The 24,163-nt window shown below is 40.8% G+C and carries 19 protein-coding genes; 10 read left to right on the top strand and 9 right to left on the bottom strand.

Annotation, left to right across the window (positions count from 1 at the left end):
• Positions 1-61: 61 nt before the first annotated feature.
• The 3 genes from DES38_RS00095 to DES38_RS00085 all read right to left on the bottom strand — a co-directional run bounded on the left by DES38_RS00095 (position 62) and on the right by DES38_RS00085 (position 5,254).
• Positions 62-1,084: a TIGR00341 family protein gene (locus tag DES38_RS00095; RefSeq protein ID WP_170114257.1), complete on the bottom strand. Its 1,023-nt coding sequence runs from the start codon at positions 1,082-1,084 to the stop codon at positions 62-64.
• 131 nt (positions 1,085-1,215) lie between these two features.
• The gene (locus DES38_RS00090) at positions 1,216-3,447 is read right to left on the bottom strand and encodes a putative bifunctional diguanylate cyclase/phosphodiesterase (RefSeq protein WP_110250042.1); all 2,232 of its coding nucleotides are present in this window, start codon (positions 3,445-3,447) and stop codon (positions 1,216-1,218) included.
• 289 nt (positions 3,448-3,736) lie between these two features.
• Positions 3,737-5,254, bottom strand: a complete 1,518-nt coding sequence (locus tag DES38_RS00085) for an L-lactate permease (RefSeq protein ID WP_110250041.1) — start codon at positions 5,252-5,254, stop codon at positions 3,737-3,739.
• Positions 5,255-5,679: 425 nt separating this feature from the next.
• On the opposite strand from DES38_RS00085, the gene DES38_RS00080 reads away from it, so the two are divergent.
• The 5 genes from DES38_RS00080 (at position 5,680) to DES38_RS00060 (ending at position 10,837) form a co-directional block, all read left to right on the top strand.
• The gene (locus DES38_RS00080) at positions 5,680-6,144 is read left to right on the top strand and encodes a GNAT family N-acetyltransferase (protein ID WP_110250040.1); all 465 of its coding nucleotides are present in this window, start codon (positions 5,680-5,682) and stop codon (positions 6,142-6,144) included.
• A 13-nt stretch (positions 6,145-6,157) separates the two neighbouring features.
• Positions 6,158-6,952, top strand: a complete 795-nt coding sequence (locus DES38_RS00075) for an SH3 domain-containing protein (RefSeq protein WP_110250039.1) — start codon at positions 6,158-6,160, stop codon at positions 6,950-6,952.
• 71 nt (positions 6,953-7,023) lie between these two features.
• Positions 7,024-8,214 (top strand): SH3 domain-containing protein, encoded by a 1,191-nt coding sequence (locus DES38_RS00070; protein ID WP_110250038.1) that lies wholly within the window; start codon positions 7,024-7,026, stop codon positions 8,212-8,214.
• A 216-nt stretch (positions 8,215-8,430) separates the two neighbouring features.
• On the top strand, positions 8,431-9,951 hold the full coding sequence (locus DES38_RS00065) for a methyl-accepting chemotaxis protein (RefSeq protein ID WP_170114255.1): 1,521 nt from the start codon (positions 8,431-8,433) through the stop codon (positions 9,949-9,951).
• 145 nt (positions 9,952-10,096) lie between these two features.
• A complete protein-coding gene (locus DES38_RS00060) occupies positions 10,097-10,837 on the top strand; it encodes a GntR family transcriptional regulator (protein WP_110250036.1) in 741 nt (246 codons plus the stop codon).
• A 45-nt stretch (positions 10,838-10,882) separates the two neighbouring features.
• On the opposite strand, the gene DES38_RS00055 is transcribed toward DES38_RS00060, so the two are convergent.
• The 4 genes from DES38_RS00055 to nagE form a co-directional block, all read right to left on the bottom strand.
• Positions 10,883-11,614 (bottom strand): sugar isomerase domain-containing protein, encoded by a 732-nt coding sequence (locus DES38_RS00055; RefSeq protein ID WP_110250035.1) that lies wholly within the window; start codon positions 11,612-11,614, stop codon positions 10,883-10,885.
• A 21-nt stretch (positions 11,615-11,635) separates the two neighbouring features.
• Entirely contained in the window at positions 11,636-12,268 is a 633-nt protein-coding gene (locus tag DES38_RS00050) for a copper homeostasis protein CutC (protein WP_110250034.1), read from the bottom strand.
• Positions 12,265-13,170, bottom strand: a complete 906-nt coding sequence (locus DES38_RS00045) for a DUF7916 family protein (protein ID WP_110250033.1) — start codon at positions 13,168-13,170, stop codon at positions 12,265-12,267. Before DES38_RS00045 ends, DES38_RS00050 begins: the two co-directional genes overlap by 4 nt.
• A 100-nt stretch (positions 13,171-13,270) precedes the next feature.
• A complete protein-coding gene (nagE, locus tag DES38_RS00040) occupies positions 13,271-14,710 on the bottom strand; it encodes an N-acetylglucosamine-specific PTS transporter subunit IIBC (RefSeq protein WP_110250032.1) in 1,440 nt (479 codons plus the stop codon).
• A gap of 220 nt (positions 14,711-14,930) precedes the next feature.
• On the opposite strand from nagE, the gene DES38_RS00035 reads away from it, so the two are divergent.
• The 3 genes from DES38_RS00035 (at position 14,931) to DES38_RS00025 (ending at position 19,474) form a co-directional block, all read left to right on the top strand.
• The gene (locus tag DES38_RS00035; protein ID WP_170114253.1) at positions 14,931-15,488 is read left to right on the top strand and encodes a DNA-3-methyladenine glycosylase I; all 558 of its coding nucleotides are present in this window, start codon (positions 14,931-14,933) and stop codon (positions 15,486-15,488) included.
• Positions 15,485-15,784 (top strand): MGMT family protein, encoded by a 300-nt coding sequence (locus tag DES38_RS00030; protein WP_110250030.1) that lies wholly within the window; start codon positions 15,485-15,487, stop codon positions 15,782-15,784. The genes DES38_RS00035 and DES38_RS00030 overlap by 4 nt, the downstream gene beginning before the upstream one ends.
• A 414-nt stretch (positions 15,785-16,198) precedes the next feature.
• On the top strand, positions 16,199-19,474 hold the full coding sequence (locus tag DES38_RS00025; protein WP_110250029.1) for a glycosyl hydrolase 53 family protein: 3,276 nt from the start codon (positions 16,199-16,201) through the stop codon (positions 19,472-19,474).
• Between the two features lie 118 nt (positions 19,475-19,592).
• Here the strand turns inward: DES38_RS00025 and DES38_RS00020 are convergent, their stop codons facing one another.
• Together DES38_RS00020 and DES38_RS00015 are read right to left on the bottom strand one after the other, a co-directional pair.
• Complete coding sequence (locus tag DES38_RS00020; RefSeq protein WP_245881928.1) at positions 19,593-19,784, bottom strand: DUF6366 family protein; 192 nt, start codon at positions 19,782-19,784, stop codon at positions 19,593-19,595.
• A gap of 34 nt (positions 19,785-19,818) precedes the next feature.
• Complete coding sequence (locus DES38_RS00015) at positions 19,819-20,343, bottom strand: hypothetical protein (RefSeq protein WP_110250027.1); 525 nt, start codon at positions 20,341-20,343, stop codon at positions 19,819-19,821.
• 427 nt (positions 20,344-20,770) lie between these two features.
• Between DES38_RS00015 and pgmB the strand changes: the two genes are divergently transcribed.
• Both pgmB and DES38_RS00005 read left to right on the top strand, forming a co-directional pair.
• Positions 20,771-21,418, top strand: coding sequence for a beta-phosphoglucomutase (gene pgmB, locus DES38_RS00010; protein WP_110250026.1), 648 nt, complete (start codon positions 20,771-20,773; stop codon positions 21,416-21,418).
• Positions 21,419-21,475: 57 nt separating this feature from the next.
• Positions 21,476-23,776 carry a glycoside hydrolase family 65 protein gene (locus DES38_RS00005; RefSeq protein ID WP_110250025.1) on the top strand — a complete coding sequence of 767 codons (2,301 nt, stop codon included), beginning with the start codon at positions 21,476-21,478 and terminating at the stop codon, positions 23,774-23,776.
• The last annotated feature ends 387 nt before the right edge of the window (positions 23,777-24,163 follow it).

Below are 24,163 nucleotides of genomic sequence, written 5' to 3'. Positions count from 1 at the left end.
CTACCTTTATATGAAAGGTTACAGTCATCGATTTTTTTAAGCCAACTTACGATTATTTCACTTAATTCTGAGAAATCAAGTAAATAATTACCGCTAACGTTATAATTATAACACTGAAGAAGATCAAGGCAGCGACACGTGAGACACTGGCGATCTGCATTTCTTTCCAGTTGACCGGTTTAATACCAGTGATCCAAAAGACTAAGATTGCCGACAAAATAATGGCATGAATATTGACTAAGACCAACAATAGCGGCGTCATTACTAGTCCCCATTCACCCGCACCGATAATCATACCGAGAACAACCGCAGGTGGAAGTAAAGCAACAGAAACCATCACACCGACAAGCGCTTCACTCAATCGCTTTACAAAGGACAACGCACCGGCAGCACCAGCAGCTAAAGCAATAATAATATCCATTAAACCAACTTCTGTCCGTGAAAGAAATTCATCACTGTCCATCGGTGCACCAAACATGAAACCGAAACCAATCGCAATAGTTAATGGAATGAGCACACCCAGTAACGATGTCAGCAACGACCGCTTCATCAAGGTCATATCACCTAGCAATGCTGCAAAGCTTAATGAAGTGAATGGCCCAATTAAAGGGGCAATCACCATCGCTCCAATCACTACTGCTGCATTATCATTAGCAAGACCAGCCGCAGCAACAATCGCTGATAAGACAAGCATCCAGCGAAAATTAACAGTGAAGTAGCTTGATGATTCTACGACATTATACAGCTCCTGTCGACTCGCACGCGTTAACGCAATCTTCTTTTCTTCCTCTGTTTCCTCTTCAGATTCTGTCGCTTTTTCTTGCTTTTCTTCTTCTTTTTCACGTGGTAAGTAGGTTGAGATATCATATAAAAAAGCTTGTAGCGGTTCTCTTATGTCACGATCAGTTTCCAAAAAGTCCAAAATATCTTCTGCATTCTGCTTTTCAATCAATATTTTAAACAGACTAAATTGATCATTTGATCGACTTCGCCATAAGTTTACAACTTCAAAGTCTTTTACCTGTTCTTTAAAGTCTTCAATAATTTCATTCGGGACATATATTTCAATCATTTGAAGTTCCAATAAAATCCCCCCCACATCTATCTTTTCACTCTAATAACATTCCCTTTTTTATCATACTTTAGACACAAAAGCAATTTTAAATCAACTTAAAACAACGTACAGCACCCCTTTCATGGCAGTGCTGTACGTTGTTAGCTCATGCATTTTTTCACTTTTTCGACCGGCACTGGCCGGCTATAGTAATACCCTTGTCCAAAGATACACCCTTTTGCTTTTAAGTGCTCGAGGTGCTCAAATGTTTCAATGCCTTCGGCAATCACTTGCATCCCTAAGTTGGTTCCAATATCAATGATTGTTTTAACAATACTCTCTGAGCGCGGGTCATTAATCGTCCGCACAAAACTTTGATCAATCTTAATCGTATCTACTGGTAATTCTTTTAAGATGTATAGCGACGAATAACCGGTACCAAAATCATCAAGTGATAATTGAATCCCCATTGCCTTAAATGCTTGAATGACTGGCAGGACTGTTTCAACATCTTGCATGATGCTCTCGGTAATTTCTAATTCTAAGTATTTAGGCGTCAACTGATGACGCTTCAACATTTTTTTAACTTGATCAACAAAATCAAATTGATTAAATTGTTCAGCCGAAACGTTAACCGAGACTGGAAAATAGCCAAAACCTTCGTCTTGCCATTTTTTATTTTGTTTAATGGCGGCATTTAATACATAGGCACCGACCGCTTTAATTTCACCAGTTTCTTCTGCGATTGGGATGAACTCACCCGGCGAAATTAAACCAAGGCTAGGATGATTCCAACGCACCAACGCTTCATAGCCCACACATTCATGGGTAAGGATATTCATTTTTGATTGGTAATAGACCACAAGCTCATCATCTTCTACCGCGGTGCGCAGTTCATTTTCCAACAATAGCCGACGATCTAAGGCATGTTTTAAGCTGTCATCAAAGAAAATATATTGGTTTTTTCCTTGTGCTTTGGCTTGATACATGGCTGCATCTGCGTATTGGAACAACCCTTCACCTGCAGGGTTGTTGTCCGGAAACACACTGATTCCGACACTAGCTGAGATGTTTAAATTCGTTCCATGAAACTTCACGGTACGTTTTAATTCAGCCATCGCACTGTGCACAAACTGTTCAATGGTCGTTCTGTCTAAACCAAAGCCGATAAAAACAAACTCGTCGCCCCCGATACGGTACAAAATATAAGAGGCACTAATTATTTTTTCAAACCGCTTTGCGATTTTTTTTAAAACGTAGTCACCAGCCTCGTGACCGAGCGAATCGTTAATGGTTTTAAATCGATCGATGTCAATTAAGATAATTGATACCACTTTCTGATACCGTTTCGCTTTATTTAAAATAGTGGGTAAATCCTGAATCATGCTGGTTCGGTTACGCAGGTTCGTTAATTCATCATAATAAATGGCCCGTTGATAGTCATTAATCAAGCGTGAGTTACGTCTCACGACGACCAGTTGATGAATAATCAGGAGCACCATCAGTAAAAACACTGCAATTGAAAAGATATTCAATCCTAACGCTATTTGATAATAGCAATAGATGACAAAGCCTAGGATAACAAAGTAGGGAAACAAGCTATCTTGATGGTCAATCAAGCGCATCAAACGCCAATTTATCTCTTTCGGTTCTTGTTCTAACATACGTACGGCTGATAAAAAGCAGAGCAGCGCAAGTATCCACAAGACATCGGTCGTATTTCCAATCGTATAATTATCTAAAAGTCGTTGCACCACATATACACTCTCAGCCAGCGCTTGTATAAACAAACCGGACACAAAGAAAAATACCGTTGCTCGTTGACTTGTCTCGGTAGAGAGGAAATACAAAATCAGTCCTGCCCCGAGGAGTACTCCACTTAATAACGGTTCAGTAAAAAGAATCAGTACATGCCAAAATGAGTCATCATATGTTTCTATATATGGAAAAATCACATAGTGTAGCATAAATGTTCCGACAATAATGAAGAACGTTACAATCGTAAATAAGTGTTGAATAAGTTTATCTTTATTTTTTAATTGGATCAATTTGACTAACACAGCAGAACATAATAGCGGATAGACTAAAATCCAGAGACTAAACGACAAGGTCGTGGATACAATGGGTACACCACGAAGAAGATCAACAAACCAAATCAAATAGGAACTCAAATAAAAGAAAAAGCTAATTAACAACAAATAGAGGAAGATTCGATCTTCTCGCTTTTTATCTTTCAGTAAATTTAACAATTTCGCAATAATAACACTTGCTAAAGCAAGTGGAATAAAAATGGCCAGCAGTTGTCTAATTAACTGATAATCATAAAATAGCAGTAAGGTTGCTTGAAGCATAACGGCAATCACGATGTTACGAATTATATGACGTTGAACCACTTCGATTCCACCCTCTCTTCTCCACTACACGGATACCTTTAGTTTAACACAAAGCTTTATGCCATCTAAATGTGAAATTGAAAAAAATTTATATAATAGCTGTTTTTTACATATTTAATTGATATTAACTAATAAGACAATACAGTATTCATTATACCCTCTCCACAACAGAATATCCCCCTTTTTCCTAATTAACGGAAAAAAACCTTACTTCTCATCCAATGAAAAGTAAGGTACCTTAAATCCGTTTGATTTTATCGTACTAATTGGCACGTTATGATTAATCGCTTTAGATAAATAAGCTGCCGACGTAAACCAAAATACCTAACACAACAACATAACCTAAACAGAATTTCACTGTGCTCTTAAAAATGGTACCCTCTTGGCCAATTAATCCCGTTGCTGAGGTCGCGACGGCAATACTTTGCGGAGAAATCATCTTTCCGCCTGTTGCACCTGAAGTGTTTGCAGCGGCTAACCAATAAGGATCCACTCCAATCGATTCAGCGACTTCAATTTGTAACGGTCCAAATAAAATGTTAGATGACGTGTCACTACCGGTCACAAACGTTCCGAGTGTACCGAGCATTGGCGCAAAGAACGGGTAGAAAGAGCCCGTCACCATAACAAGCACCGTCGCAATCGAGACGATCATGCCGCTGTACCCCATAATCTTAGCCAGTGAAACTATCGCAATCACCGTGACTGCAGACTTAGTCAATTGTTTTAATGTTTTAACAAACACCGCGGCGATTTCTTTTAAGGTCGCGCCCTGAACCAAGCTACCGATAAGCGCCGCTAGAATAATCAAGACACCTGGTGTACCTACCCATTTAAATGTCGTCACCGCTGCGCCTGGTCCTTGATAGATTGTTACACTTGTTTTAATATGCGAAACAAACTCATAGATTGGTGGAAACAATGGGCTAGTGATAAGAATAAAGATAAGAATTAACAGATACGGTAACCATGCTTTAAAGCCTTCAGATGCAGTCACTACTTCTTTAGTTTTTGCTTTTTTATCTTTATGGAAAATAAGCGCCATTCCGATTGTGACGGCCATACTTGCCAAACTACCTACTAATGCCGGAAGCTCCGCACCTAAATATTTCGCAACAAAGATTTGCGGCAGGGCAAAAGCGATACCAGAAGCTAACGTAATGCCCGTCACACCCTTAAGCGATTTCCAACTCCCGCCTGTCATCATAACGAGAAGGAAAGGAATCACAATGATAAACAAGGTAAGTTGCAAGACGATCGTATAACTTAACGTTGTGACTTCAAGTCCAGTTACTTGGGCTAATGTCGAAACAGGTATACCTACGGCACCAAAAGCAGTTGGTACCGTATTAGCTATTAATGAAATAACAGCCGCAAATAACGGATTAAACCCCAGGGCTGCTAAAATACTAGCAGGTAGGGCTACCGCCGTCCCATACCCCGCAACCGCTTCTAAAAACCCACCAAAGCCCCAGGCTAAGATGAGTACTTGAATTCTTTTATCGGTCGAGATACTCGATAACATTTTATTAATGATGTCCATGCTCTTTGTATGTTGAGCTAAATTATAAGTGAAGATCGCCGCTACTATCACAATCATAATCGGCCAAATTGCTAAAGCAGCACCTTCTAATATTGCCGTAAAAATCCCGAAAGGCGTCATATCGAAGACGACTAAAGCCAGTACACTTGCAATGATAACACTCCAAATTCCTGCTTTGTACGCCGGTCGGTTATAAACACCTAACGATACAATTAAAAAGATAATCGGTATGAGTGCCAGTGCAAATAACAAATAAATATTCATTTCCTTTCTCCTCCAATACATAGTCAACGCTGATTTATCTTTCTCAATTTAACTCATTCTCTTACTTTGAACCACTTTTGTCAAGGGCTGTAAGACCGCGCTAAATCTAAGTTTTAGTGCTTTTTTTCTCTCCGATAAACAAACTGTAAGCGAAAACACCTTGCGCTATATCTGGATCTTTTGATCTGGTAAAAACGTGAACGTGCCATTTCAAAATTTTTCAATCTTTTTTCTAACACCCAGCCTTTTTAAGAGACCCCAATTCCCACGCTTTCACTACTATAAAATGCGCCTAAACCTACATTCGCTGAATAGCTTAAAACCTATATCTCCTAATCTTTTGTAATATCATTCACAATTCAATAGCCTTTGACATATAAAACGTGATACACTTTATGCATAATAAAGCTAACAGGAGGTTCTCTATGAGTTCAATATCGTTGATTGCAATACCTGATTACAAACGCGCAAATTTTTTGCCGCTTTTACTCGAAGCTGATCCTGCCGAACAACTCATCAATACCTACATTAAAGATGGTGACTTATTTTCAATCAGACGCGAACAAAAAATCATCGGTGTTAGCTTGTTTACCTTCCCTGAACAAGGTACGGTTGAGCTTAAAAACATTGCGATTAAGAAAACAATTCGTAATCAAGGTTATGGTAAAGCAGTCATTGCTCAAGCTGAGACTTATTACAAGGAAAAAGGCTATCGAACAATGGTTGTGAAGACAGCAAATTCCAGCATCGATAACATTGCCTTTTATCAAAAACTTGGCTTTCGCTTGATGGAAATTGAACTCGATTATTTCTTAAGTTATCCCGAAGCCATTTATGAACAAGGCATCCGGGCCCGTGACCGGCTTGTCTTTATAAAAAATTTAACGTAAGGAGCAACGACCTATGCAAAAGCAACATATTCTCGCCATCATTACGAGCATTTTAAGTCTTATCATTATCATTGCGCTTGTCTTTATTAACCAAAATCAAACCTTTCGCATTTTAACCGCGCAGTCGTCTAATCAACGAACAGCTGCACTAGCTCTAAAAAATTTAGATGACGCTGGTGCCACTGATTCTGAGGACGATGAGACAGATTTAGATGCTCAACTGCCGCTTGACCCGGAAGCATTTGCTACGCTCATAGATGAACATACCGTTTTTTACGTAGATGCTAGCAGTCTAAACATGCGTGAAGGTCCGAGTACTGATTATGAAATTACTGGCCACCTTGTCCTTAATGACGAAGTGTATATCGGACCATCCATCGATGACTCCGAATGGATTCCTATTCAATCTGGTGATAGCTATGGTTTTGTGAATGAAAGCTACATTTCTGCTGAAAAAAATGATGTGTACACACCAGAGACATCACCTGAGCAAAGCAGCACATCTTCACCTTCAACGACGGATACAAAATCAAACACGTCTACAACCACTAAGAAAAAAACAAGCACTCATACAACAAGTGAATCAACGACTTCCACGGACAAGGACGCAACAACAGATAAAAAGAAAGCCTCGTCTAGTTCAGAAACTTCAACCACAACTAAAGACGATCGTTCAAATGAAGAGGAAGAGGTAGAGGAAACCACTGAAACAGAGACAAATAGCAAACCAAGCGATACAGACACTCAGACCTCAGACACAACAACAGAAGAAAACACAGAGGTTTCTTCGGATACTTCTGAAGAGTAACGCTTGCGACGTAACCGTTCACAACGTTTCAACCGTCCTAAGCTAATACCGATTCACAAGGAGGCCCAGTGATGAACAAGAATACCTTGCTTCATATGTTACTTAGTGTCATTGTTTTTGCTGTTATTTTCATGCTCGTGTTACCTGGATTTCAATCAGAAGAACCCATCATTGCAACTGATTTAGAAACGCACGGTTATGCTTCTGTTAGCCGAGAATTACAAGTGCTTAATGAAAATTTTTTCGGTAGCGAGACACCGACCGAAGCCACTACCGATCAAGAGGCTGAATCTGACTCACTAGATGGAGGCTCAACTGACTCAATGACCGAGCTGTTCGCTACGACCGCTACCCGCTATGTTAATATTGACGGATTAAACATGCGTGAAGGACCTGGTACGCATCATGCTGTCTTAGATGTCCTAGCATTAAATCAACCAGTCGAAGTTAGTACAACGGCAACGAACGGTGCTTGGGTAGCGATAAAATTTGGCGACAAGCTAGGCTATGTCAACGACGCATACTTAAATAAGCAAGCTGTCGTAAAACAAGCAGAGCCCTCAGCAACAGCTAAGTCCGAAACAACAACCGAGAAAAAATCGAGCACCCCTGACCCGAACGTCGAAAAGAAAGCGACCGAACAACCCGATCCACCTGCCGTAAAAAATAAGGCCCAAGCATTAACAACGGTAGCTAATAACCAACAGCTTATTCTGGTTACTAATAAACAGGCTTCGCAAGTTAATGTTACAGTTGAAACCTTTGAACGCGATGCTAACGGTGATTGGCAACCTGTTTTTTCAACAAATGGCTACATCGGTAAAAGCGGCTTCAGCTTTAACAAAAAAGAAGGCGATGGCGCATCGCCAGCCGGTAAATTTTCCATTGGTACTGCGTTTGGTTCAAAGGGTAACCCTGGTACAGCACTTCCTTTCCGTGGAATTACTGATGATGATGTCTGGGTTGATGACCCTGAATCCAGTCTTTATAACAGCTGGCAGTCTAAAAAGAAATCCAGTGATCAATACACTAGTGCTGAAAACATGAATATTCCCTTGTATCGTTATGGCTTTGTTATTAATTACAACACGAACCGGACACCCTATCGAGGTAGCGCAATTTTCTTTCACATTGGCAACAGTTACACGTTAGGGTGTACAGCCGTGAGTGAAGCAAACGTTATCCGGCTTATCAAATGGTTAAACCCGAATAAAAATCCTACCATTATTCAAACGCCTGAGTCAGGACTCCGTAACTTTTAATAATCACGGCGCATGTAGCTACTACATGCGTCTTTTTATTTGGCAGTCTAGCCATACCAAGAACGCCTCAACCCTCTCGATAGCCCCCATGATTATCAACGCATTATTTCCTCGGAAATATTTTTGTAAGCCCTTCACTTTCACTTTGAACATGACGATATAGTATTTGCAGTCATTTTTAAATTTATGGCTACCTATTCAAAGGAGGAACAAATCATGCAAAAACACAAACTCATGCTAGGCTTATCAGCCGTGACTTTATTGATCATGGGTGCTGTTCATATCATTCACAACTTCAACCTGATTGAAATGATCAATACACACGGTGAAACGATGACAAAACCTAGCTACTATTCCCTTGTTTCACTAATTTTTCTTGCTCTCCCTATCATTCTTTTTGTGTTATCATTGATACTATTTAAATTAAAGCCGGAACATAAATCATTATACTTATTGATTACCCTAACGTTAACTTTTGCCAGCATCGCAACAATCATGGGTGGTGACGGTCGTGTTGAATATCACTTCTCACTCTTTATGGTTGTGGCCATGCTCGCTTACTACGAGAAAATTTATCTTGTGCTAACCATGACGACCATTTTTGTCGGGCAACACCTGCTTGGCTTTTTCGTTCCGGCTGTTTCAATATTTGTCTACGGTACCGATAGTTATACCTTCTCAATGGTTTTGATTCACGCCATCTTCTTGCTTGTCACGGCAAGCGCAACCCTCTTACAAATTCGTGCGAAAGAACAACAAGTGAAGTCACTTGAAGGGGTAAACGAAGGAAATGCAGACATCTTCAAGCGTGTCGTTCAAGAGTTATCTAACACGAGCGATCACGTTTACGACACTGCTAAATCATTAAATAACAATGGGAGAGAGACGACCGATGTTTCTCTAGAAATTGCGACAGCGATCCAAGAAGTAAAACTTGGTGCCAATAATCAGATTGCTGGGGCTGATGCGAGTATCGAAAAGATTGCTGATGTTACCGCAGCGATTCACCAAATTGCGACAAGTACAAGCTCAATTGTCGATGCCTCACGTTTAATGATGGATGAATCAAATGAAGGTCAAGGCATGTTAAAACAAACGGCAAGTCAGATGGCTAGCTTTGACACGACGTTCAAAGAATTATCGAGCGTCCTACATTCACTTACTGAGCGTTCGAAAGACATTGAAAACATCATTACCGTCATTACTGACATTTCTAATCAAACAAATTTATTAGCCTTGAATGCTGCAATCGAAGCAGCGCGCGCTGGTGAAGCTGGTAAAGGGTTTGCCGTTGTGGCTGATGAAGTAAGAAAGCTTGCTGAAGAAACTGAAAAATCCGCTGAAAAAGTAACGACCATCATCGCTGATATTCAAGACGATGCCAAACAGGCCAACAACTCAATGGAAGCCGGCACAGGTGAATTATCAAAAACTCAAACAGCTATTCAAGCGATTCGCGATAAATTTGAAAAAATCATCACCGCAGCAAAAGACGTCGATCATGAAGTAAATGAAACAGCCGCAACAACAGAAGAAATCTCTGCGAATGCGGATGAAGTCTTACAGAAGGTCGATCAATTGACTAAAATCGCAACGGAAACAGCCGGTTATGCTGAAGCTGTTGAAACAAAGGCATTGCACCAACATGAATTAATCGAAGAAACAAACAAAATGGCTGATTTCTTAAACGAACAAGTGAACCAGCTAAACAAACTCATCAACGATTTAAAACAGTAGTTCTTTTCATTGCTTAAAAACCTGTCATAACATTTAATTTGGCAGGTTTTTAATTGAGGTTAATTGGTATAGTTATCTAGTCATAATATTGTGCTTTATGGTGTTTTCTGTTAAACTATTAATAAAATGAAAGGGGTGGGGAGAAATGATTGATAAGCACTCTAAAATACCTATTTATTATCAGCTCGAAGAAGCTATTAAAACAGAAATAAGCGAGAATGGATTACAGGCTCATGATCCCCTCCCGTCAGAACGCATCTATGCAGAAAAACATGGCATCAGTCGCATGACAGTGAGACAAGCCATTAATAACCTGGTCAATGAGGGCATCCTCTACCGAGAGCGTGGCCGCGGGACATTTATTAATGAACAAAAATTCGAGCAAGATATTTCTCATCTCACCAGTTTTAGTGAAGACATGCGCCAACGTCAGTTAACACCTTCTACGCAAATCATTTCAATGAAACGCATTGATCATAAGACGAATATACATGATAAATTGGAACTTACTGATGAAGAATCAATTTATGAAATTGTCCGACTTCGACTTGCAAATCAACAACCCATCGCATTAGAAACAATCTACACGCCTGTCAAATTAGTTGGCAACTTAACTGAAAATGACGTTGAGAAGTCTTTTTATGATTACCTTGAACAAGATAAAGGGTACATTATCACCTCTGGTCAGCAATCGATAGAAGCAGCGCTTGCTAATAGTGAAGAAATCAGTCAGTTGAAATTAAAAAAGAATGATCCTATTCTCTTAATGCAGCGGATCAGCTACCTTAGTGATGCAAATAAAACACCGATTGAATATGTAAAAAGCGCTTATCGCGCCGATCGCTATAAATTTAATATTGAAATGAAACGAAAACCCGCTTTTTAGCGGGTTGTTTCTTTGTTCAAAAAGACTATTATCATTGCTATCCGCTTAAAACTTGTAGTGGATTTGGTCCTGATAAAGCGCTATGGCTTCTCGATTATGTTCCATGCCACCGTCGATGTTCGCGCTATAAAAAACCGGCAATGTCCCGTGATCTAACGGCCACTTTTTCACAACTTCACTAACCAGTGTGTTTACAATCGTAGCGCCAATCACCGTGGACGTTGGTGCTACTTTTTGTGCCGTTCCTTCTATCGTAATTGCACCATCTCCAACATCGCCATGATTATCAATTACGATATCAGCCACTTCATTCAATTTTAGGCCCGAGTGATGCCTTGATGTGACTTTTTTCGTATACTTAACATTAGTAATGGCAATTATTTTCACTCCTTGCTCGCTGGCTTTCATTGCAAGTTCAATCGGGACTGGATTCCGACCAGATACAGAATGAACAATTAATAAGTCTCCTGCTTGAAAGGGCACTTCTTTCGCTAACAACTCACCATACCCATGTAAGCGCTCAATCTGAGAGGTATGTGTAACTGGTTCAGTATCAAGCATCAGTTCTCTAGAAAAAATCGGATTAACAATCATTAACCCTCCCGCCCGGTAATACATTTCTTGCGCGATTAAACCGGCATGACCTGCACCAAAACAGAAAATACTTTTATGTTGTAAGCCTGTTTCAATCATCGATTCAACGACTTCATCAATTGAGGCATGGTCATGTTCTAATTCATCTAACAGCCTTCTTATTTCATCGATATATGCATACATGTGCTCACTCCATTTATCTATTTATTTGTCTAGTTCTACAATTTTCGTCCCATGAAACTCATCCGTATTTACATGACTCGCTAAATATTCTAGATTATCAAACGTAACCCCACCACCAACAACAAATGATAACCTGCCAGCAGCATAGGCAATATACTGATTAATCTCATCAATATTTGTTATCACATCTGTATGTTTCCCGTGTAGTAGAACACGTGTAACACCTAACGCAACCAATTGATCTATGGCAGTTTGTTTGTCGTCAGCTGGAATGAGATCAAAGGCCATATGAAACACAACATTACAACGCACATCACTGAGTAAGTATGTCATTGCGGCAACATCTAACTGGTTCGCCTCGGTTAAACAACCAAGAACAATCGCTTCTGCCCCCAGATCTTCAACTACTTTAATATCGGTTTTCATAATCTGTTGTTCTTCTTCATTGTAACAAAAATCACCTGTTCTTGGTCGAATCATTACCGCAACATCAATCTTTGTTTCTTTAGCTGCTTGAAGTGTTTGCTTGATTACGCCAATACTTGGCGTCGTTCCTCCTGCCGCTAAATAATCACACAACTCAATTCGGTGAATTCCTTTATTAATTGCTTCTTTAATTGCCGTATAGTTTTCTGCACAAAACTCTTTAATCATCGCGTCACCGATTGACACATCCGCACGATTGTATGTCTTTTCCCTCGTATCGCTGTTGAATAAGCAGTAATATTTTCGGGTATAGCAAGACCAGTGTATCCTGCATCACCTATATGATGAAGATCTGCACCAATCATTTTATTTTGAATAGCAAGTTGTTCAATAATTGACGTTTGGCTTCCTTCTTGACTTGTTCCAATCGCGCTCATAACCAGTTTACCTTGTCCATGGATTGCTTTCACCCATTTAGTCGCTTCTTCGATAGAAATGCCGGGTACCGTTCCTGGTGAAGGAATTAGAATAACATCCGCACCCTTTTCAATAAATTGTTCAATTGTTTTCTCAGCGAGTAAATCATCAAGAACGCCTGCATTATGCATTTTACCCGCAATGATAAACACATCTTCACCTAGGATCTGTTTAGTCAATTGAATTGCTTTATTAATTTGTTGATTGGTCACACCCGTTTTCGGATTTCCAGTAAGACAAATAAAATCCAGCTCACAATCCTTTAATTTTTCCAGGGTTTTTGCTACTGCCATCCGCCCCTCTGGTATTTTCATTACGTGGTCATCCGCCAAGGCATCTTCATCAACCGGCTCTAAATTCAGACCCACGAGTCGACCAGTCAACGCTCTCACTTCCTCGATATGTTGCCTTGCAGTTGATGCTTCAATCCCTGCGATTTGTGGATTAAACACATCAAACATATTAAGCAAGATAAGGTCAGCTCCAAAGCGAGCGACAATTTCTTGATTGGTCACACCAGAATAAAAGGCGGGGGCTGTGACTACTGTTTCTGACACGAGTGTCCGTCCTTCACTCAGTGAGATCGCGCGAAGTTTTTCACCTTTAGTCATCGTTTTAAAATCTGAGGCATAGCAATCCAAGATCCTCTTCATTTTACTCACTCCCTCTTCAACATTTTTATTTAGTCATTAAAGTAGTCAAGCAGTAAATGCGCGTGCACCTACCGCTTGACTAGCTTCTAACTAATTTAGTTTAGTTGTTTTTTCTAATTTTATGAATTTCTTCTGCAACAGATTCTACTTGTGTGCCCACAACGACCTGAATGTTATGATCATTGATCACATTAATCCCTGGAATCCCTGTTGATTTAATTTTAGCTTGATCGACTTGTTTCATGTCTTCAACTTCCAGACGCAGGCGGGTCACACAGTTATCTACAGTTCGTACGTTCGCATCACCACCAAGGGCTGTATAAATTGTTTCAGCCATTTGACGGTATTTATCTTCACCTGTTGATGAAGAAACCATTTCTTTCTCTTCGTCATCTTCACGACCAGGTGTTTTCAAGTTACGTGCTTGAATGAGTGCGCGGAAAATCACGTAGTAAAGCACTGCAAACACGAGTCCCTGCACGATTAGCATATACGGTTGGTTGGCGAGTGGTAAGCGTGAACTTAAGAAAAAGTCAACGAACCCAGCACTAAAACCAAAACCTGCTGTCCAACCAAACAGTGCGGCAATCATTAAAGATACCCCAGTAAGAAGTGCATGGACTAAATATAGACCTGGTGCAACAAACATAAATGAGAATTCAATTGGTTCCGTTACCCCAGTAAAGAAGGCGGCGAAACCAGCAGCAAACATTAAGGCTGCTACTTGTTTTTTCTTCGCTGTTTTAGCTGTATGATACATCGCTAAACAAGCGGCCGGTAAACCAAACATCATGACTGGGAAGTAACCTGCTTGGTACATACCCGTCACACCTTTAACACCTTCACCACTCCAGAAATTCGGAATGTCATTAATACCAGCAAGGTCAAACCAGAATACTTGATTTAACGCGTGGTGTAATCCCGTTGGAATCAGTAGACGATTAAAGAAACCGTATAAGCCAGCTCCAAACGCACCCATGCCGGAAATAAGTTCACCAAAACTTACTAACCCTTCAAATACAAATGGCCAAACAAAGAATAATACAACAGAAATCCCTAACATTGAAACTGCCGTCATAATTGGTACGGACCGTTTCCCACTAAAGAAAGCAAGTGCATCAGGTAATTTCACATGACTAAACTTGTCAAACATTGTTGCCGCTACTAATCCAGAAATAATCCCTATAAATGCGTTTTCAATATTGCCAAAGGCAATCGAAACATCTTCTGTTCCTTGTAATAATTGCACAGTTCCTGTAGATAGTAACGTTGTTGTGACAAGATAACCGACGAGACCACTAAGTGCAGCTGATCCATCTTTCTCCTTAGCCATCCCTAAAGCGACACCGACTGCGAATAAAATTGGAATGTTACCAATGATTGATTCCCCAGCTTTAATTAAGAATGCTGCTGCTGGGTTTCCACCACCCCATCCAGATGGGTCAATCCAGTAACCTATCCCCATTAAGACAGCTGCTGCTGGCAATACTGCAACCGGAAGCATCAACGACCGCCCTAATCTTTGTAAATAATTCATCATTGTAATTCCCTCCATTTCTTTAATTATGATACGCTTACATCCTAGCATATATAATTATAGTTGTCTATACCAATTTAGTAACAGTTTCACCTTAATTTTCGATTGGTTGTTTATTTATCCTTTTTTAAAATCAATTTTTCTTCCTTTGTATCCTCTTGTTTCTTTTCTGTTGCAAATTCAGTCGCAATTAAACTACACTATTAAAAAGGAGATGAAGCAAATGGTGCACCGTTGTCACTGGGTCACAAGTGACCCGATCTATATAGACTACCATGATAAAGAATGGGGAGAACCTGTAAGCGATACAAAAGCTTTATTTGAAGCCATGACATTAGAGGTTATGCAAGCAGGTCTTTCATTTTTAATTGTTCTAAAAAAACGCGAGCATATGCGAAAAGCTTTTTTTAACTACGATCTTAACCAACTTTCTCAGCATTCTGACCAACAAATTGAACAGTGGTTACAAAATGACGGTCTTATTCGTCATGAGCAAAAATTAAAAACCTTAAAAAAGCATGCGCAAATCGTTCAAGAAATTGAAAAAAATCAATCATTCTATAACTATTTAGTCACGAAAATTGAGGAAACAAACCTTGCTTTAGATCAAAAAGCTCATGCGCCGATTACTGCACACTTAGCAAACAAACTAAGTAAGCAATTAAAAAAAGAAGGGTTTAGTTTTTTAGGTCCTGTTACCTTATATAGTTTCCTTGAAGCCACAGGCTTCCTCAATAACCACGAAACAAATTGCTTTAAACATGAGGCATTAAGCAAATGACAGATTCTCCTTTCAAAAAAGATGTGCTTCAAATCGTTAAAAACATTCCTAAAGGAGAATGGATCAGTTACGGTGATGTCGCTCTCCTAGCTCAACACCCACGTGCAGCCCGAGCAATTAGCGCCATCTTAAAATCAACAAACGAACCGATCCCCTGGCACCGTGTTGTAAATAAACAAGGTCAGGTATCCATAAAAGATCCAGAACTTAGGCGTGAACAAATTAAACGGTTAAGAGATGAAGGGTTAACACTAACCGATTCCGGTCAAATCGTGCACGTACCACTTAGCCATTAGAAGGCTAAGTGGTTCTTTTAATTCGACTGCTAGTCCTATCACGCACAAGAATTCGGTCTATGATTTTGTTTCGTTTAGCCGCTTTTTTTCCTCTTTATAGTATCCTCGGATTAGCAGGACAACGCCATTGTGACGGTCACATGACTACCAGCATGTTAGCATCCTCGAATCACCCCTCCCGTTTAACTGCTCACCTAATGTATGCATTCCAATCACTTCGAGAACCGAAAGCAGCAACCGTTTCTATCCTCATTCATTTTTCATTAAGCAGTCCTTCATTTTTAAATGCTATCGTCCGTCTATTTCCAGTTATTAGCGTTTAAAAATATGAAGATTTAAGCGAATTATATTAACTATATTCTCTGGTGTAAGCGTTTTATAATAAAGGTATAACATATTAAAAGGAGTGGGGAAATGAAAAACAGATCGATCAGAAACATGTTTATTTTAATTATAACCGGCTTAGTTGTTTTCGGTTTCGCGCCGTCCGTATCCGCGGCAAACCTTATCACTAATCCCGGTTTCGAATCAAACTTTTGGGACGATGATAGTTGGCAAGTAGAGGCAAACAATTGGGACAATGTTGCGATAAATCATCATGAGAATGATGTTGAATTTGGCAGTTATCATTTCAATTACTTTATTGAGGCAGCAGCGGCTGGAACGCGTGAAATAACCGTTGCACAATCCCTTGCTTCTCTCCCTAGCGGTACATACGAATTAAGTGTGGCCTCGAGTGGCGGAACAATTGAAGCAGGTACCGCAGGCAATGTCTCACTCTTTATTGGTGAACAAGCTTATGACGCTGTCCCTACCAAAGGTTGGGGCGAGTGGGAAACCTTAAGTTACCAAGTGACGATTGAAGAAGAATTAACTAACGTAGCCGTTGGTGCAACCATCACAACTGAACCAGGCGGATGGGGATATCTCGATCAATTTTCACTCACACCGGTTACAACGGAAGATGAAAATACCGGTACCATTGAACCCGTCGAAGCTGACATTCACGTCGATCGGATCGAGGATTTACCTGAAGACTTTATTAATGGGGTTGATATTTCTTCTGTCATCGCTTTAGAAGAAAGTGGTGTCGCATTTTTTGATGAAGATGGCAATCCAAGAGATATTTTCGAACTGTTCAGTGAACGCGGCATTAATTATGTACGTGTGAAGATTTGGAATGACCCATATGATGCGAACGGCAATGGCTATGGCGGTGGAAACAATGACGTTGAAAAGGCCATTGAAATTGGGAAACGTGCAACTGCGGCTGGGATGAAATTACTTGTTAATTTCCATTACTCCGATTTCTGGGCCGATCCCGCTAAGCAAATGACACCAAAAGCATGGGAAGGGTTTAGTTTAGCAGAAAAAGAAACAGCTCTTTATGACTTCACCACTGCAACCTTGACCGAGCTTAGAAATGAAGGCATAGCTATTGGCATGGTCCAAGTTGGTAATGAAACAAACAATGGCGTTGCGGGAGAAACCGGCTGGGATAATATGAATCGACTCTTTAACGCCGGAACAAAAGCAGTCCGTGACTTTGATCCCTCAATTCTTATTGCGCTTCATTTCACTAACCCTGAGAAAGGATTATTTCCTCACTATGCTCAGTCGTTAGCGGAAGCGCAAGTTGATTACGATATTTTTGCGACCTCCTATTATTCTTTCTGGCACGGTACACCAGAAGATTTAACAGCGATTCTACAAGACATTGCCGTCAACTATGACAAAGATGTCTTAATGGTTGAGACGAGCTATGCTTACACCGATGAAGATGGTGATGGTCATGAGAATACGATTAAGGGTACCGAAAATAATCCACCTTACCCCTATTCAATTCAGGGGCAAGCAGATGCGTTACACGACGCCATTTCATCAATTGTGAATGTTGGCGAGCGCGGCATTGGCGTATTCTACTGGGAACCCGCTTGGTTACCCGTTGGTCCACCTGATGCCTTTGACAACAATCAAATGCTATGGGAGCGAGACGGTTCCGGTTGGGCTTCTAGCTATGCAGCGGGCTATGATCCAGATGATGCCGGTGTTTGGTATGGCGGAAGCGCGGTTGATAATCAAGCGTTGTTCGACTTTAACGGTCGTGCACTTCCAACATTAAATATTTTTGAATACGTTAAAACAGGTACCGTTGCACCACTTAACGTCACAGACATTCAGATTGCTGCAGTGGAAGCTTTCTACGGTGAGGCACCCGTTTTACCAAGTACGGTGACTTATCATTTTAATGATGGCTCAACAGAAATTGTTGCCGTTGATTTTCCTAATGCCGATGTCACTGATTTAGCTGTTGGTGAACATACGATTGAAGGTATTACTTCTGAAGGCGACACGGTTACAGTTACACTTACCATTTTAAGACCAAACCTTCTGACTGATCCTAGCTTCGAAGCATGGGGTGAGGGTTGGGCAATAGATTTCAATAACGAAGAAGGCCAAGGAGGATTTAATGAAGCAGCAGGTGATTCTAGAACCGGCACACGTCATTTTAACTATTGGTCTGAGACAGCGATCGATCTTCAAGTAAGCCAAACACTTACTGATCTTGAACCTGGTGTTTACCACTTATCGATGTACAATCAAGGTGGCGATCACTCTGATGCATCTCTTGCTTTATTTGCAGAGTCAGCAACTGGCTACCGTGCAGAAACTTCTGTTAACGGCTGGGCAAATTGGCAATACACTGAAATTCCTAACATTCACGTAACAAACGGAGAACTCACGATTGGCGCACATATTGAAGCAAACCCAGGCGCTTGGGGATCGTTAGATGATTTCTATCTGTATCGTGTCGGTGACTTGCCAGAGGACCCGACAGATGAAGATACAACTGAAGACGAGACACCACCGACAGACGAAAATGAACCGAATCCTGATGATGAACCTGAATCTGACGAAGAGAGCGAGGTCATCAGCTCAATCGACCAGTTTGAAACAACAGATACTGGCCTCAGCGTAACAACAAACAAAGACAGCGTTACCCTGACTGAGGCAGTCACAAATGCCTTAACAAATGAAACCGTAACAATCATAAAAGAACAGGTAGTGGTGACACTTCCAACAAGCGCCATCAAAGGAAAAGGTACGGTTCATTTAACCGTTACGCCAGTTTCTGTCACTACGGCACAAAACCTTAAGAGTAATGTCTATCAGTTTAGTTTAACAAACGCAGAAGGTAGCCTTTCCTTCGACGAAGCGATTGATGTCACCTTTCGTTTAAATGCTGATGTAACCGACTGGGATAACCTTGTGATTCACTATTTAGCTGAAGACGGTGAACTATTAGAAACACTTCTTCCAGAAGCGGTTGATCAAGAAGCAGGTACAGTTACTGTTGCACTTTCGCACTTTAGTTTGTATGCCGTTAGCGAGCTTGCTCAAACAGATGCACCGACTGATGCGGACAGCTCAAATGATTCTGATGAACAAGCGAACCAAGATGAACCAAGTGCAGACTCAAATGAAGAAGAAACAACGAATGATGCAAAGCCTACGAATGATGACTCGACCCAAGTAGAAAATGATGAAACAGATGAGGAGAGCGCCACCACCGGTGAGTCCCTCCCTGATACCGCTTCATCAACCTACAATTTCATCTTAATCGGTTTATTATTAATCACCCTTGCATTTATCAGTTTCTTCGGTCACCGTCGTTACAAAAAACAGTAACCACTGTGATTGATCGGTAGGTGAAGATTCACCTCTAACTATCGTGAAACAAAGACTAAATCGCCCACTTTGATTGCGCTGCATAAACGCATGCACAATCAAAGTGGGCGATTTTCCCCTATAAGAAAGTGGTGAGTAAGAAGACAACCGTTATCACAACAATAACTGCAAGAAAACCCTTAAAACCTAAGCCACTAACCAGTTCAGTTAAGCTTCCGGCGTTGCCACGCTCAAACCCATCACGCATAGCAGCGGTTGGGTCCTTTTTCCATTCTTCTTGCCGTAGCTTTTCCTTTGTCTGATTTTTCACTCCCACACCTCCATGCGACATATGTTACCCTCTACTATTCTTCTAGCGCATCTGGATAAACAATTGAATCATACACGTCGTTTGTTTCAGCATCGACGTATTCAATCGTAACCGATTCTTGGTCACTGCTTGTATCAAAAATTTGATAAAATACGCCACTAATCCCTAATCCCATTACAAACATGCCTTCAAAACCTTCTTCGAAATCTGCCCGGTCGACAGTAATCGTAAAGATCGAATAATCACCATTCGCTTCAATTGACGTTACCGAGGATATTGATTCATCCGAAACTATACCTTCAATCATCTCATCAATATCATCCGCTAATTCAGTCATCATTTCGTCATACTCAGCTTTTGGCATTTGATAGACAAAATCTCCATCATCGTTAATGGTCACTTCAGCATCATCGTCACCATCTACTTCTTCAATAATCTGTTCGACTTCTTCCTCAGAGAAAAACGAAGAAGGGATAACAATTTCTTCGGTTTGATTCCCACAAGCAACGAGCGGTAACAGCAAGGTAACGATAAACAATAGGCTTACAATCTTTTTCATGAGCTCCTCCTCCACAATTTTCAACATCTTTGAAAACTGTATTTACCAATTAATAGACAACTCCAGTTTAACATAAGCACATCCCTATACCCATATAAAGTTGCTCTTTTTTAATATTTTCTTCCTAATCACTAAGGCAAATCACTTAATTAGGCGTAACGCCGTGACACCTATTGGCGATTTAGCGCACATGCACGTGTAAGACGACTGATTTAATGCCAGTATTTTGAGCCTTTAACGAAACCGATTGCATAAAAAATCAATATCTTCCTGTCTAACAATCACAACTGTATCGATAACTTCTATTCATTTATTCTCTTAAATACAGAAGTTATATTATTTTTCTTGGATTTTATGCGAAATCGCTTTCATTTCGTTGCACAATCATGTATGATGAAAGTAGATATTTTTCACGAGGAGGATCGCCATGGGAGAACCAAAAGCAATATTATTCGATCTTGACGGTGTCATTGTTGATACTGCGAAACACCATTTTATCGCCTGGCGCGCATTAGCAGCTGAACTTGGGTTTGAATTCACCGAAGCTGATAACGAACGCTTAAAAGGGGTAAGCCGGATGGATTCATTGAACATTTTATTAGAAATTGGCGGCATCAACATATCAGAAGAGAAAAAGAAAGCACTTGCCGCAAAGAAAAACGAGCAGTATGTGAAAGCCATCCAACAGATGGACCGCTCAGAAATCTTACCTGGTGTGGAACGCTTTTTAACTGAGTTGAAAGAGAAAGGCGTACCCTTTGCTCTCGGCTCAGCAAGTAAAAATGCACCCCTTATTTTAAAACAAATTGACTTATATGATACTTTCGATGCGATTGTTGATGGCAACGTCATCTCAAAAGCAAAACCAGACCCAGAAGTATTTTTAAAAGGGGCTGAATTATTAAAGATTGACCCGAAAGACTGCGTTGTCTTTGAAGATGCACAAGCAGGTATTGAGGCGGGTAAACATGCTGGTATGTATGTGGTTGGTGTGGGTGACGCTGACATATTGACCGGCGCAGATGACTATATTCAAGACTTATCCGACATGCATTTCAGTCGGTTAGTCAAATAAAATTTTTTATATAGGGATGCAAGCGATTGCGCTTGTTATCGTGAGGAGGAACAATTTATGAAACCGTATTTAAAAGAACATGCTTGGTCCATTATTGAAGAAGGGTTTAACAAAACAAACCATGAAATTTCCGAAAGTGTCTTTAGCATCGGCAATGGTCACATGGGCCAACGTGCCAATTTCGAAGAAACGTATAGCGGTAGCTCGCTCCAGGGGAGTTATATGGCGGGTGTGTACTATCCTGATAAAACACGTGTCGGTTGGTGGAAAAATGGTTACCCTGAATATTTCGCCAAAGTATTAAACGCAACCAACTGGATTGGGTTAAACATCGTCATAAATGGTGAACCTTTAGACCTTCATACCGCGACGGTGAAAAACTTTAAACGTGAACTAAATATGAAAGAAGGTTACCTCTACCGTACCTTCATCGCTACCCTTTCAAATGGTAACGAACTAAAAGTAGAAGCGACCCGTTTTGTCAGCTTTGCGATGAAAGAAATAGGTGCGATTGAATACTTGATCACACCCCTTAACTTTGACGGGACCGCAGAAATTAGCTCTTATTTAGATGGTGACATTATCAATAGCGATGCCAACTATGATGAGAAGTTCTGGACAGGGATCACTCAAACAGCCGAAGGTAATCGCGCTGAAGTAACAGTCAAAACGAAAAAGTTAGACTTTGTCTATACCGCTATGAAGGAAACACACGTCTACCTTGATAGTAAAGCAATCACGCCGCGCTCGGTAAATACGCGTGAGAAGTATGCGGAAGTTGTCTTTGATGCACCGCTTAAAGAAGGCGTCACAACTGCGATTTATAAGTACGCCGCTAATGTGACTAACCGTGACCATCAAACCGATGCCCTAACAACGGTCGCAACCGATAGGTTAAATGCTGCTGTGGCGCTCGGCTTTGCCGAACTAAAAGACGCACAGAAACAAGCCTGGGCAAAAAAATGGCAAGATAGCGACATTGTTATTGAAGGTGATGTGAGTGCTCAACAAGGGATTCGCTTTAATATTTTCCAGATGAATCAAACGTATACGGGTGAAGATGCCCGCTTAAACATTGGACCAAAAGGTTTTACGGGTGAGAAATATGGTGGCAGCACTTACTGGGATACAGAAGCTTACTGTTTACCCTTCTATCTCGCAACAGCGGATCAAGAAATTCCGCGTAACTTGCTTGTCTATCGTCATAATCATTTAGAAAAAGCGAAAGAAAACGCTGCTAAACTTGGCTTTACTAAAGGTGCGCTCTACCCAATGGTGACAATGAACGGGGAAGAGTCACACAACGAATGGGAAATTACCTTTGAAGAGATTCACCGTAATGGTGCGATTGCTTATGCGATTTACAACTATGTCAACTATACCGGCGACCAGGCTTATATTGGTGAACGAGGAATTGAAGTACTCGTTGAAATTGCGCGTTTCTGGGAAGAACGGGTGCACTTTGTTCCCCGTAAAGGTGTCTATATGATGCACGGGGTCACTGGACCGAATGAGTATGAGAATAATGTCAACAACAACTGGTACACAAACCGGATTGCGTCGTGGACACTCGAGTACACGCTTGAAGCTTTAGCGCACCTTAAAGCGTCTGATCCTGACCGCTACCAAACGTGGATCAATCAATTGAACTTAACCACAGACGAAACGACGAAGTGGAAAGAAATTATTGAGAAAATTTATTACCCGACCGTCGAAGACTTGGGAGTGTTTGAACAAGCAGATAACTTCTTAGATAAAGAAATCATGACCGTCGATCAACTTGACGATAAACACTTGCCGTTAAACCAGAACTGGTCGTGGGACCGGATATTACGCTCTTGTTTCATTAAACAAGCCGATGTTTTACAAGGCATGTACTTCCTGAATCACAAATATGACTTAGCGACGATCAAGCGTAACTTTGACTTCTACGAACCAATGACGGTCCATGAATCATCATTATCACCATGCGTCCACGCCATCTTAGCATGTCAATTAGGGTACAAAGAAAAAGCCTATGAAATGTACTTACGTACCGCTCGGCTTGACTTAGACAACTACAATAATGACACGGAAGATGGGTGTCACATCACAAGTATGGCTGGGACATGGATGTCTGTCGTCGAAGGTTTTGGTGGAATGAAAGTCATCGACAACCAATTGTACCTTAACCCATTCATTCCAGGCCAGTGGACATCTTTCTCCTTCAAAATTGTATTTAGAGGCGCACGCTTAATGATTCGCGTCACCCAGGACAACGTTGAGGTGACCAACGAAACAAACGTTGACGTCACTGTAAACATTCATAATGAGGCTTATCCACTTACAGCAAATAGTACGACATCCGTCGCGCAATAAAAATTTAGTTGGATTAACCGGATGAAGCCTTCATAGAGACGTCCACCCCGCAAAAGCGACAGGGTGGACGTCTTTTCGATTAGTCATTTATCTATTTGGCCCTTCTGCTTCAACGAGGTCATTGCTCAGAATAAACTTTCATGAGCGAATGCTTAGCTTACGTACTGTTACAAATAGCGCTGCACAGCTCGCTTTAGAACTTGAGTGACGCTGGAGACCTTCCCTTAAACTGATAAGGTAGACCTTCCCCCTCTTATCCAATGGGTATGTGCCCAAATAAAAACGGTTGTACAATATTTGGTGTTGGTGAAGGGATTTTGATGCGTCAGTTATGACCCATTAAAATATATTCACTGGCACCATTTTTTCTGTTTAAATATAGAAAAC

The organism is Streptohalobacillus salinus, from assembly GCF_003201605.1.
Classification (GTDB): Bacteria; Bacillota; Bacilli; order Bacillales; family Amphibacillaceae; genus Streptohalobacillus; species Streptohalobacillus salinus.
The sequence above is the reverse complement of the archived record's forward strand: the minus strand, read 5'-3'. Positions and strand labels throughout refer to the sequence as shown.